Source organism: Campylobacter ureolyticus (assembly GCF_013372225.1).
Lineage (GTDB): Bacteria > Campylobacterota > Campylobacteria > Campylobacterales > Campylobacteraceae > Campylobacter_B > Campylobacter_B ureolyticus.
This window is the reverse complement of sequence record NZ_CP053832.1, coordinates 1,018,813-1,031,205: the sequence shown is the minus strand read 5'-3', so window position 1 is coordinate 1,031,205 and position 12,393 is coordinate 1,018,813. Positions and strand designations below refer to the sequence as shown.

General features: G+C 28.6%; 12 protein-coding genes. 2 read left to right on the top strand and 10 right to left on the bottom strand.

Features of this window, described 5'->3' with window-relative positions:
• Positions 1-15: 15 nt before the first annotated feature.
• Positions 16-348, top strand: a complete 333-nt coding sequence (locus CURT_RS05220) for a hypothetical protein (protein WP_176324083.1) — start codon at positions 16-18, stop codon at positions 346-348.
• 158 nt (positions 349-506) lie between these two features.
• Positions 507-1,196 (top strand): hypothetical protein, encoded by a 690-nt coding sequence (locus tag CURT_RS05215; RefSeq protein WP_018713189.1) that lies wholly within the window; start codon positions 507-509, stop codon positions 1,194-1,196.
• 256 nt (positions 1,197-1,452) lie between these two features.
• Here CURT_RS05215 and CURT_RS05210 read toward each other — a convergent pair whose 3' ends face one another.
• The 10 genes from CURT_RS05210 to murJ all read right to left on the bottom strand — a co-directional run bounded on the left by CURT_RS05210 (position 1,453) and on the right by murJ (position 12,340).
• Positions 1,453-2,088: a YggS family pyridoxal phosphate-dependent enzyme gene (locus CURT_RS05210; protein ID WP_018713188.1), complete on the bottom strand. Its 636-nt coding sequence runs from the start codon at positions 2,086-2,088 to the stop codon at positions 1,453-1,455.
• Entirely contained in the window at positions 2,088-3,212 is a 1,125-nt protein-coding gene (gene rseP, locus CURT_RS05205; protein ID WP_018713187.1) for an RIP metalloprotease RseP, read from the bottom strand. The genes CURT_RS05210 and rseP overlap by 1 nt, the downstream gene beginning before the upstream one ends.
• Complete coding sequence (gene pgsA / locus CURT_RS05200) at positions 3,205-3,762, bottom strand: CDP-diacylglycerol--glycerol-3-phosphate 3-phosphatidyltransferase (protein ID WP_018713186.1); 558 nt, start codon at positions 3,760-3,762, stop codon at positions 3,205-3,207. The genes rseP and pgsA overlap by 8 nt, the downstream gene beginning before the upstream one ends.
• Positions 3,762-4,541 (bottom strand): enoyl-ACP reductase, encoded by a 780-nt coding sequence (locus CURT_RS05195; protein WP_018713185.1) that lies wholly within the window; start codon positions 4,539-4,541, stop codon positions 3,762-3,764. Before CURT_RS05195 ends, pgsA begins: the two co-directional genes overlap by 1 nt.
• The gene (gene dapA / locus CURT_RS05190) at positions 4,541-5,437 is read right to left on the bottom strand and encodes a 4-hydroxy-tetrahydrodipicolinate synthase (protein ID WP_018713184.1); all 897 of its coding nucleotides are present in this window, start codon (positions 5,435-5,437) and stop codon (positions 4,541-4,543) included. Before dapA ends, CURT_RS05195 begins: the two co-directional genes overlap by 1 nt.
• Positions 5,438-5,440: 3 nt before the next feature.
• Positions 5,441-6,634, bottom strand: a complete 1,194-nt coding sequence (locus CURT_RS05185; protein WP_051080274.1) for a M16 family metallopeptidase — start codon at positions 6,632-6,634, stop codon at positions 5,441-5,443.
• Between the two features lie 72 nt (positions 6,635-6,706).
• Positions 6,707-7,768: a quinone-dependent dihydroorotate dehydrogenase gene (locus tag CURT_RS05180; protein WP_018713182.1), complete on the bottom strand. Its 1,062-nt coding sequence runs from the start codon at positions 7,766-7,768 to the stop codon at positions 6,707-6,709.
• 56 nt (positions 7,769-7,824) lie between these two features.
• A complete protein-coding gene (locus CURT_RS05175) occupies positions 7,825-9,558 on the bottom strand; it encodes an ABC transporter ATP-binding protein (protein ID WP_018713181.1) in 1,734 nt (577 codons plus the stop codon).
• The gene (gene cysS / locus CURT_RS05170; protein ID WP_018713180.1) at positions 9,559-10,941 is read right to left on the bottom strand and encodes a cysteine--tRNA ligase; all 1,383 of its coding nucleotides are present in this window, start codon (positions 10,939-10,941) and stop codon (positions 9,559-9,561) included.
• Positions 10,928-12,340 carry a murein biosynthesis integral membrane protein MurJ gene (gene murJ, locus CURT_RS05165; RefSeq protein ID WP_018713179.1) on the bottom strand — a complete coding sequence of 471 codons (1,413 nt, stop codon included), beginning with the start codon at positions 12,338-12,340 and terminating at the stop codon, positions 10,928-10,930. The genes cysS and murJ overlap by 14 nt, the downstream gene beginning before the upstream one ends.
• Positions 12,341-12,393 lie beyond the last annotated feature (53 nt).

Below are 12,393 nucleotides of genomic sequence, written 5' to 3'. Positions count from 1 at the left end.
GCTAGGAAAAAACAAATGGGATTTCTTTACAAAAAATGTGAAGTTTGTGGAAATAAAATAAAAAAATGTAATTCTATAAAAGAGTATATTTTTGGAAGCTGGGGGTTTGTTTGCAATAAATGCAATACAAACTATGGCATAAATTATTTTATTGCAATATTTTTGAGTTTGTGTGTATTATATTTATTGCCTATACATATATTTTTGATTGTTACGGTAATAGATTATATATCGCCAATTAGTTTTGGTGGAGAAATTTGGTTAATTGCTATTTTAATTTTTTATATAGGTTATAGATTGTTTATTGGATTTTTGCCTTGTAATATATATAAAAAAGATGAGAAATGAGTGAAAAAAGTGCTAAGTCTTATAGCTGGTTTGATGTATAGAAGATTTAGATTTATGGATAATTTTATAGAAAAAACAGGGTTTGCTAAAAAACTACTATAAAAAAACAATATTTATAATTTTATAAGTTATAAATTTGTGGTGTAAAAAGGAAAAAGATGCTAAATGAAAAATCTCAAATATCGCTAACTAAAAAAAGAATTTTTTTAGTTAAAGTTCAAGTTATTATTTTTTTGGTTGGTATGACTTTTGCTATGTATTTTGGTGGTTCGGAAGCCCTTAAAAGTTTTAATAAAATAGATATTGTAGATATTTTATTAGCAGCCATATTTGAAGCTTTAACGAAAGCTATTTTTTATAAAATATATATTTTATTTTTTTCTATAATTTTAGTTTTAAAAGCATTTTATTTTTATGATTATAAGTTGTCAAAAAAGTATTTATTTGGTATGTTGCTAAATTTATTACCAATTTATATTTGTCTTGTAAATTTATACACATTAAATAATTTATATATATCTTTAAGTATTTATTTAACATGTATATTTATTTATCTATGTTCTATCTCAGCAGTTGATAAATTTTACAAGTTAATAAATGAAATTCCGCTATTTAAGTCATTTTTATATATAAATTTTTCAACGATTTTTATGGCTGTTTTATACATTGGCTTGTTGTATGATAATTATGCTATTAAAGGAAAAGAACTTGGGTTTTTTATAGCATTGCTAGGCATTGTTGTCGCCATATTTTTACCATTATCAATTTGGCTATCCGTGCCTTTAAATTTAATAAGTGAATACAAATATTTCAGAAAAGATTTAAAAGCAACAAATGAGGAAAATTAAAATTTAAAACAACAAGACCATATAGTAAAAGTATAGAAAATTTAAAAGGCGTATAAGTATAAAATACTATACATCAATACGCTTTATTAATAAATTTACAAATTCAAAGTCTTAAATAAGTTATATATAACCAAGCTTTTTAAAATGGTTATTTTTTAAATTTTAACGGTAAGGTATAAAATAATAAAAGATATAAAATTAGTCAAGCTAAGCATTTTTAAAATAAATTTGGAGTTTATTTTATATAAAATAAAATTTACTTAAACAACAAGCTTCCAATTCTTAACATATTTGAACCACATTTTATAGCCATTTTATAGTCAGAGCTCATTCCCATAGAGCAAATTTTAGCGCCTTGATTTTGCAAGCTTTCGTAAATTACATAAGCCTTTTCAAAACTTTTTGCAACTTCTAACTCATCATCGCTATGGGCACCAATGCACATTATGCCTTTTAAATTTAAGTTCTTGCAACTCTCTTTTATTGCGCAATAGCTCTCAATTGCTAGAGCTAGATCAAGTCCAGTTTTACTATCTTCATCTGCTGTATTTATCTCAAGCAAAGTATCGAGCTTATAATCAAGCCTTTTATCTACAGCCTGTGCAAGTTTTAGGGAGTTGCAACTTTGCCACAAAGTAGGGCGGATTTTTAAAAGGGCATTTATTTTATTTGTCTGCAAAGTGCCTATAAAATGCCAGTTTAAATTTAGCTCTTTTAACTCATCACTTTTTTTAACAAGATCTTGAACTCTGTTTTCTCCAAAGCTCATTTGACCTTTGTTAAAAAGCTCTTTAATCTCTTTTGGGCCAACATACTTGCTAACTGCTACAAGCTCAACTTTTCTGCCATTTGAAAGCTCATTTATCTCATCTAAAAGTTTGTTTAAATTCATCAGTTATATGCTCCAAACATTCTTAAAAAATCATTTATGATAGTAAATGCCATAAGCGTGAAAAGTAGTGCCATTCCAACATAGCTAAGTCCTACAAAAATTCTATCACTAACTGGCTTTTTAAAGATGATCTCATAAATGTTAAAAACTATATGCCCACCATCAAGAACAGGGATTGGAAAGAGGTTTAAAATGCCTAAATTTACTGAAATAAGCGCTGTCAATACCAAAAGCGCCGATAAACTTATGCTTGCTGCTTTTGTTGTGATATCGGTAATTGCGACTATTCCGCCCATCTCTTTTACTGAAACAACACCACTTACTAGCTTTTGAAGGCTTACTATGATGAGTTTTGAGGCTTCAAGACTTTCATTAAAAGCGTATGGAATAGCGCTAAATCCTTTGTGATAAACTCTTACAAAATCGCCTTTTGGAGTTATTCCAATTAGTGGCTTTTTAATATCTTCTCCAAACAAAGTTTTGGCATCTCCTGTTTTTGGCGTAAGAGTTAAATTTAAAGTTTTTTTATCTCTTAAAATCTCTATATTCATAGTTTGTAATGTAACTAGTTTTGAGATATCATCCCACTCTTTGATAGGCTTGCCATCAATGCTTAAAATTTTATCATTTGGCATTATATTTGCACTTTTGGCAGCTGAGTTTTCCATAACCTTTCCAACTACAGGGGCTAGTTTTTCAACACCGATAAATCCAAGCGCAATGTAGATAAAAAATGCCAAAATAAGGTTAAAAAATGGTCCCGCAAGAAGTATATAAATTCGTCCCCAAGGGCTTAGAGTGTTATAACTATCTTTATCATAGTTTTTAAGTGCTGGGTTGGCGTCATCTTGTCCTTTTAGCTGGACATATCCGCCAAGTGGAATTGCACTTAACGCATAAGTTGTAGAGCCAAATTTTTTAGTATAAATTTTTTCTCCAAAACCGATGCTAAAAACATTTACGCAAACCCCAACTTGCTTTGCTGCCAAAAAATGTCCAAGTTCATGAAAGAAAATCAAAAATGAAATTACTAAAATAGTTACAAAAAAAAGTGGTCCCCAATGCCATAATGCTATAGCTAAAACTACTAAAACAATGGCTAAATTTAAGTTTTTTTTATCCATTATTTTTTTTCCTTTGCTTTATTTCTTTTGTATATCCAAAAATATATAAAAATCCTGAATAAAGCGTTAAAAATACACTTATCCAAAGTAAAATTGTGCCACCAAACCATTGCATTGTTAAAAATATAATTGTTATCATTTGAAAAACAGTTTTAACTTTTCCAGCCATTCCAGCACTTACTTTTATCCCATCGCTTGCCATTATAACTCTAAATCCAGTTATAAAAAACTCTCTTATAAGTATTAGATAAATTGCCCATGGGTTTGCTCGTCCTAAATACATTAGTCCTATAAATCCAGCAAGAGTTAGCATTTTATCAGCTAACGGATCTATTATTTCACCAAATTTGGTTATTTGATTCCAGCTTCTTGCTATATATCCATCAAAAAAATCAGTAATTGATGCTAGTAAAAAAACAACGACTGCAAAATAATTTATCCAACTAGTATGTAAATTTGGGCAAATTTCACCTAAATTTACAAGTAAAAAGAAAAATAAAAATGATAAGAATATCCTAATAATAGCTAAAGCATTTGGTAAATTTATCATTATTTAAATGTTGTTCCGCCATCAACTATAAAAGTATGTCCTGTAACCCAGCTAGCCTTATCTGAACAAATAAATAAACATGCTCCTGCTAAATCAGTTGGCTGACCCATTCTGCCAAGAGGACTAAGCTCAGCTGTTTTATCTCTAACTTCTTCATAGTTTACAAAAGCTCTTAAGGCATCAGTTTCTATTGGTCCACCACTTACTGCATTTACTCTTATATTAAATTCACCAAGTTCAGTTGCTGCATATCTTACCATAGCTTCAACTGCTGCTTTACATGTTCCATGACCTGAATAATTGTCTATATATACTCTATTTCCAGTTGAACTTATTGAGATAATTGAGCCTCCGCCATTTTTTTGCATTCTTTTTGCTGCTTCTTGAGCGCCAACTACAAAGGCATTTACTGTTGCTGTAAATATATTATTAATTCCACGAGGTTTTAATCTCATAAATTTAGTATATCCACCAACTACGGCTCTACCTGATATAATAGCATTTGATATGAAAAAATCAACTCTATCAAAGTCTTTGTCTATTTCTAAAAATAGTTCTTTATATGTTTCAGGTTCAAGTATATTAAGAGGATAAGATTTAGCTTTTATACCGTATTTATCGGCTAATTCTTTTTCTATTTCTTTTGCAAGTTCTTCATTTGAATTGTATGTAAAAGCTATATTTACACCATTTTTTGCAAACTCTTCAACTATTGCTCTTCCAATACCTCTTGTTCCACCACTTATAACCAGCGTTTTATTTTTAAAAAAATTATCCATTAAAATCCTTTTATATCATATTGTTTCATTATTTTTTCTATTTTTAATAAATTCTCTTTACTTGGTTTGCAAAGAGGAAGTCTGTATTCTAAACTATCAATTAATCCTGCTATAAACATTGCTGCTTTTATAGGGATTGGGTTGCTTTCGCAAAACATAACTTTATTTATATTATACAAATCATCATTTATTGCTTTTGCTTTTAAAAACTCATTATCTAGTGCAAATTTAGTTAATTTCGCAGTGTAATCAGGAAGTAGGTTAGAAGTAACTGATATAACTCCTTTTCCGCCATTGCTTAAAATTGGATAATTTATAGCATCTTCACCGCTTATTACACAAAGCCTTGGTTCATGAGCCGATAAATCAACACATTTATCTATATTTCCACTTGCTTCTTTTACACCAATTATGTTTTGACAATCATTAAAAAGTCTAATAATAGTATCTGTAGAAATTTCAACTCCACAACGGCCCGGGACATTATATAAAAGAACAGGCAAATCAACTGAAGCTGCTAACTCTTTGTAATGTAAATAAAGCCCTTCCTGGGTTGGTTTGTTATAATAAGGCGCTACTGATAAAATTGCATCCGCGCCATGTTCTTTGGCAAATTTTGCAAGTCCAACCGCCTCATGGGTTGCATTACTTCCGGCACCAGCTATAACTTTAACGCCTGTATTTTTGCATACATCAACTGCTATTTCAATACATCTTCTATGTTCATCATGAGTTAGTGTTGCACTTTCCCCAGTTGTACCAACTGGAACTACTGCGTTTATGCCATTTTCAATTTGTCTTTTTATAAGTCTTGCATAACCATTTTCATCCAAAGCACCATTTTTAAGTGGTGTAATAAGTGCTGTCATGGCACCACTTAATATAGCTTTTTCCATCTTTTACTCCTTTTGTCCGTTTTTTAAAACACCAATTGTCAAATTTGATTTATTAAAATACTTTTTAAAAGCTTCTTTTATATCATCTTTTTTAAGTGAGTTTATATCGTCTTGATAGTTAAAAAGCATATCTATATCACCACACATTATATAGTTTGCATATATTGAAGAAACCTTACTAGTGTTGTCAAATGAGTAAACAAAATCAGATTTTACACTATTTTTTAATTTTTCTATCTCATCATCTTTAATTAAATTTTCTTTTTGTTCCTCTATGAGTTTTAAAATTTCATTTTTTAATTCATCTGCACTAATTCCTGGATTGCAAACTGCAAAAATTATAAATAAATTTTCATCAATACTTGAAAGATTGTAAGTATCTATTTGGTTTGCTAAGTTTTTTTCATCAACTAAAACTCTATTTAAAAGTGAGCTTTTACCACCACTTAAATATTGACTTATCGCTTCAAATTTGATTCTATCTTTGTGTTTAAATGGTGGAATTTTATATGCAAGTCCTAAAATTTCAACTTCACTTTGTTTATGAATAACAAATGATTTTTCTCCATCTTGAACTGGTTCATAAGTGTGCAAATTTGGTATTTCACATCTATTTTTTATATTTTCAAAGTATTTTTTTGATAGGTTAAAGACAGTTTTTTCATCTATATCACCAACTATTAATAAAGTTGCATTTTTAGGTTGATAATATATTGAGTGAAATCTTTTTATGTCATCAATACTCCAATTTTTAATATCATCTTTAAACCCAATTGGAGTCCAATGATAAGGATGATATATAAATGCATTATTAAAAAGTCTAAAAAATAGATATCCAAAAGGATTATTATCTGTTCTCCAAAGCCTTTCTTCTAAAACTACATTTCTCTCAGGCTGAAATTCTTCATCATTTAAGTTTAAATTTTCCATTATATCGGCATATAATTCAAGTGATTTTTCTAAGTTTTTATTTGAGCATTTTATAAAATAGTGCGTATAGTCAAAGCCTGTAGATGCGTTATTAATACCACCAAAACCTTTAACTATTGCATCAAATTCTCCAGCTTTTCTATTTTTAGTTGATTTAAAATTTAGATGTTCAAGCATGTGAGCTATGCCACTTTTACCCATAGTTTCATTTCTTGAACCAACTCTATAAATAACATTTACACTAATAACATCACTTCCTAAATTCATAGGGACATGATAAATTTCAAGTCCGTTTTTTAATATAAATTTATTATATTTTGGTAACAAATTTATCCCTTCTTATTTTTTTATTTCTATACCGATAGCTTCTTTTATATTTGAAAAACCATCTTTTTTAAGAAGTTTTATAAGCCCTTCGTTTATATCTTTTGCAATAGTTGGACCTTTAAAAATAAAAGAAGTGTAAATTTGAATTAAACTTGCACCATATTTAATTCTTTCATAAGCTTCCTCGGCACTATCTATACCTCCACAGCTTATTAGAGTTGTTTTTCCAAATAATTCTTTAGAAATAGCTTTTAAAAGCTCTCTTGATTTATGTGTTATAAGTTTTCCACTAATACCACCTTTATGTTCTTTTATATTTGGTGAAAGAGAGTAATCAATGCTTGTATTGTTTATTATTATCCCATCAGCTCTGTTTTCTACTGCTGTGGTGCAGATTTCAATAGCTTGATCGTATGCAAAATCAGGTGAAATTTTAAGTAAAATTGGTTTTTTAGTTAATGGCTTTAAAGTTTCAAAAAATTTTTTTATATATTCACTTTCTTGTAAATCTCTTAAATTTGGAGTATTTGGTGAGCTTAAATTTACAACAAACATATCACAAACTTCATCAAATTCTTTTACAAGTATTTCATAATCATTTAAAGCTTCATCATTTGGTGTTATTTTATTTTTGCCTATATTTGCAACTATAACAGAATTTAGTGGGTAAAATTTTGAAACATTTTTTTTAACAACTTCCATTCCTGCATTGTTAAAGCCCATAGCATTTTGAATACTTTCATTTTTTACAAGTCTAAAAAGACGTGGTTTTTCATTTCCAGGTTGTGGTTTTGGCGTAACTGTTCCAAACTCAATATGTCCAAAACCAAGACTTTGCAAAGCTTTTAGTGCAACACCATCCTTATCAAACCCTCCAGCTAAACCGATGGGGTTATCAAAGTTAATCCCCCATAAATTTTGTTTTAAAATTTCATCATTTTGTAAATAATTTCTACCAACTACATTTAAAATCCATGGATTATTGTTGGCAAATCTAAGCCCTTTCATAGCTAAGGAATGCGCATTTTCAGGGTCAAATTGAAAAAATATTTTTTTTAGTGTTTCATATTTCAAAATTTATTCCTTTTTTAAATAAACGGTATTCTAACAAATCTTACTTTTAAATTCTCTTAATTAAAAGTGCCTTTAAGTTTTTTATAATCATCACATTCAAGGCTTAATTTTTCTTCACTTCCAAAACCTACAATTTTTCCTTCATTTAAAACTAGGATATTATTTGCATTTTTTATGGTTGTAAGTCTATGGGCAACTACAAATATAATTTTATCTTGTTTGATATTTTCTATGACTTCTGTAATTGCATTTTCACTTGTGTTATCAAGTGCCGATGTTGCTTCATCTAAGATTATGATTTGTGGGTCTTTATAAAGCATTCTAGCAATTGCAATACGCTGTCTTTGACCACCACTTAAATTTGATCCAAACTCATTTAAAACGGTATTTATACCATTTTCTAAATTCATTACAAAATCATACGCATTTGCCATTTTCAAAGCTTTAATTACTTTTTTTTCATCAAATTCACCACTATATGCTACATTATTTGCAATCGTGTCGTTGAAAATATAAACTCTTTGACTAACAAGTCCTATATTTTGTCTTAAGCTTTTTAGGCTAAATTCATATAAATCGCTATTATTTACCAAAATATTTCCGCTATTAATGTCGTAGAATCTTAAAAGCGTGTTTATAATAGATGTTTTTCCGCCTCCGCTTCCACCAACTAAGGCTATAATTTCGCCTTTATAAGCGTTAAAGCTAATGCCTTTTAAAACATCTTTATCACCATATTTTAAATAAACATCTTGATATGTTATGCTTTTTGCATCGTTTGGAAAATTTTTAGTCCCTCCAATAATTGAAGGTGTTTTATCAATTAGCTCAAATGTTCTTTCACTTGCAGCTACTGCATCTTGCATGTTATTGTAAAGACTTGATATTTTTTTAATTGGGGTATAAAGTAAAAAAAGTGCTGTTAAAAACGAAAAGAAACTTCCTACGCTCATTGTGCCATCAATAACGCTTTTTCCACCAACGATTATAACAACTGCAACTCCAACTGAACCCAAAGTCTCCATTAATGGGCTTACGAGTTCGTTTATTTTAACTGATTTTAAGTTTAGTTTAAAAAACTTATTATTTTCTTTTTTAAATCTATTTAGCTCTTTTTCTTCTGTGTTATTTGCTTTAATTATCTCTATATTTGTGTAAATTTCGCTTAAAACTGAGCTTATATCAGATGTTTTTTCTTGGGACTCTCTTGATATTTTTTTCATTTTTTTTGCTAATAAACTTAGTGGGTAAATAGCTGCCGGAAGTATGATTAAAGCAAAAAAAGCAAGTTTTGGACTTTGGTAAATTACAACACCTAAAAGACCAATAATGGTAAGTAAATTTGTAAAAAACTCAGGTATCATATTTGATACTATATTTCTAATTCTATCGATGTCATTTATAGTTCTACTTATTAGTTCACCTGTGCGTATTTCGTTAAAAAATTTCATATCCAAATTAGTTAGATTTTTTACCATTTTTTCTCTAAATTCTCGTATAATATCTTGACCTATATAAACGGTAAAATATCTTTGCATATATCCACCAGCTCCTTTTATAAAATATACAAAAATAACTGCATAAGGTAAAATATATAGTAAATTTTCATTTTTTTCTATAAAAATTTTATTTAAAACAGGTTCTATAAGCCATGCAGTTAGCGATGTTCCAGCTGCTGCCATAATCATACCTATTATTGCAAAACAAAATTGTGGTATATAATTTTTTATGTAGGGCAAAAATCTTTTAAAAACTTCTTTTAAGCCTTTATTTAATTCGCTTTTTTTCATTTAAATCTTCTCCCAAGTTGTGCCATTTGGCGTGTCCATTATAGAAATTCCATTTTTTAATAATTTATCTCTTATTTCATCAGCTTTTATAAAATTTTTTTCTTTTTTAGCTTCATATCTTTGATTTATTAAATTTTCAATTTCCTCTTTTTGTTCATTGCTTACGCCAAATTTAAAGTAATTTTTATCTTCTAGAATTCCAAAAATATTTTTAATGAACCATAAATTTGCTAAAATTTCGCCTTTTTTAGATCTGTCTTTTGGGAATTTATCTAAAAAATCGTTACTTAAATTTACAAAATCATCAATTGCGGCAAAAGCTTTTGATGTATTTAAATCATCACTTAAAGCTTTTATTATCTCATCTTTAAACTCTAAATTTAACTCTCCTATCTTGGAGTTATTAACTCTTTGTAAAAGTCTATAAATTTTATCAAGCCTTTTTTTAGAGGCTTTTAAATCTTCTAAGTTATAGTTAAAATTTGCCCTATAGTGCGAACTTAGAAGATAGAATCTTAAAGCTTCGCCAGGAACTAATTTTAAAGCATCTTTTATAAAAAAACTATTATTTAAACTTTTACTCATTTTTTGATTGTCTATTTGAACAAAGCCATTATGCATCCAGTATTTTGAAAGATTTTTATACTCACCACATCTACACTGTGCAGCTTCATTTTCATGATGTGGAAAAAGTAGATCCATTCCTCCTGCATGAATGTCAATTGAGTAGAATTTATTGTTTGAATCAAGATGAGCTTTTATCATAGCAACGCACTCTGTATGCCAACCTGGTCTTCCTTTTCCAAAAGGACTTTCATACCATAACTCATCAAATTTCCATAAAACAAAGTCTTTTGAGTCGTGCTTTAACTCATTACTTTTAACCCTTGCTAAGCTTTCATCATCAAAACTTTTTCCACTTAAACTAAGATAATTTTCATCTTTTTGTGTATCAAAGTAAATGCCGTCATTTTCGATCTTATAAGCCATGCCATTATCAAGTAAATTTGAGATATAGTTTATTATGTTTTGTAAATTTTCAGTTGCTTTTGGGGCCAAATTTGGCTTTAAAACATTTAAACTTTCCATATCATCTAAATATCTTTTGATGTAAAAATTTGTAATTTCCTCTAAACTTTTGCCGCTAGTTTTCATTTTATTTAAAATTTTATCATCAATATCGGTAAAATTTCTTACAAATTTAACCTCGTAACCTAAATTTATAAAAACTCTTCTTAATAGATCAAAACTAACTGCACTTTTTGCATGTCCTAAGTGAGCATCATCATAAACTGTTGGACCACATAGATAAATTCTTACAATATTTTTATCAATAGGTTCAAAATTTACCTTTTTTTTCATAACACTATCAAATATAATCATTAATTATTTCCTTAAAAACTAAAAGCAATAAAACCTCTACTAAGCATAAAGCAAGTATTATAAAGATTTTTTTAGGGCTTATTATATCTAAAAAATTTCTAAAGCCAAACTCTTTTAAATTCATAATAAATAGGTAAAATCCCCCAATTGAGCTAGCTAGTGCTAGACCTGCTGCGCCAAGTGGTTTTATGAGTAAAAAACAGCTTATTACATTTAAAATAAGGCTTTTAATTGCAATTTTTGCAGCTATATTTTGTTTATTTTTTGCATAAAGCCAGAGTGAAAAAATTTTAGCTAGTCCAAAAGGAAGCAGTCCAATCATAAACATACTTAAAACAAGCATTGAATTTATAGTGTCACTTCTTGTAAAAGCACCTCTTTCAAACAAAAGCCAAATTATTTCTTTACTTAAAATAACACCACCAATTGTAGAAAATAAAAGCAAGGCAAAAAGTAGATGAAATGCTTTAGAAAGAAGAATCAAAGCAGTTTTATCATCATTTTTACTTATTGTCTTTGCAATTTTTGGAAAAAGTGCTGTTGATAGTGCAATAGCAAAAAGAGCAAGAGGAAGCTGGAAAATTCTATTTGCATAGTATAGATAGCTTATACTTCCAAAAGCTAAAAAACTTGCAAACCAAGTATCTATAAAAGCCCCAATTTGTGCTGCACTTGAGCCAATTACTCCGTGAAAAAAATTTTTATAAAAGCCTTTTGTATCAGCTTTTTTCCCTTTTTTTAATGCAGTGATTCCAACACCAAAATATCTTAATAATTTTAGTTTTTTTAAAGCAAATAAATGCACAAGAAGTTGCATTATCCCACCAATTACAACGCCTACACTAAGATATAACACTATAGTTTCATCATCTTTTCCTTTTGCTAAAACTAAAGATATTATCATTGAGATATTTAGCAGTGCTGTTGAAAAAGCTGTTGTTGCAAAATGATCTTTATATTGCAAAAGCGAGGCAAATAATGTAACTAAAAATATAAAAGTTAAATACCAAAAATTTATTCTTACATAAGGAACTGCTAAATTTATAGTTTGCTTATCGAATCCAAGGGCTAAAAATTTTGTAAAAAGTGGAGCAAAAACATTAACTAAAAGAGTTAAAAATAGTATAAAAATAGTAAATTTTATTAAAACAGTTGTTGCAAAAATAGCCTTTTTTTTAGCTTGAGTAAAACCTGGTAAAAAAGCTTGCGTAAAAGCTCCCTCGCCAAATAACCTTCTAAATAAATTTGGTAATTTAAATGCTATAAAAAAAATATCACTCCAAACTCCAGCACCCAAAACACTAGCTGTTAAAAGGTCTCTAAAAAGCCCTAAAATTCTAGAAACAAGTATTCCTATGCTATTAGTAAAAAACCCTGCAAAAACCCTTTTTTTAGCCAAATTTAACTACCTATTTATTAATTTAAAGTAAAGAAAGATTATAGTATAATTAA

What these genes read in the sequence shown, in the direction of transcription:
- CURT_RS05210 (WP_018713188.1), bottom strand. Translation starts at nt 2,088, where the DNA reads ATGAATTTAAACAAACTTTTAGATGAGATAAATGAGCTTTCAAATGGC.
- cysS (WP_018713180.1), bottom strand. Translation starts at nt 10,941, where the DNA reads ATGATTATATTTGATAGTGTTATGAAAAAAAAGGTAAATTTTGAACCT.
- CURT_RS05185 (WP_051080274.1), bottom strand. Translation starts at nt 6,634, where the DNA reads ATGAATTTAGGAAGTGATGTTATTAGTGTAAATGTTATTTATAGAGTT.
- pgsA (WP_018713186.1), bottom strand. Translation starts at nt 3,762, where the DNA reads ATGATAAATTTACCAAATGCTTTAGCTATTATTAGGATATTCTTATCA.
- CURT_RS05215 (WP_018713189.1), top strand. Translation starts at nt 507, where the DNA reads ATGCTAAATGAAAAATCTCAAATATCGCTAACTAAAAAAAGAATTTTT.
- rseP (WP_018713187.1), bottom strand. Translation starts at nt 3,212, where the DNA reads ATGGATAAAAAAAACTTAAATTTAGCCATTGTTTTAGTAGTTTTAGCT.
- CURT_RS05195 (WP_018713185.1), bottom strand. Translation starts at nt 4,541, where the DNA reads ATGGATAATTTTTTTAAAAATAAAACGCTGGTTATAAGTGGTGGAACA.
- CURT_RS05175 (WP_018713181.1), bottom strand. Translation starts at nt 9,558, where the DNA reads ATGAAAAAAAGCGAATTAAATAAAGGCTTAAAAGAAGTTTTTAAAAGA.
- CURT_RS05220 (WP_176324083.1), top strand. Translation starts at nt 16, where the DNA reads ATGGGATTTCTTTACAAAAAATGTGAAGTTTGTGGAAATAAAATAAAA.
- dapA (WP_018713184.1), bottom strand. Translation starts at nt 5,437, where the DNA reads ATGGAAAAAGCTATATTAAGTGGTGCCATGACAGCACTTATTACACCA.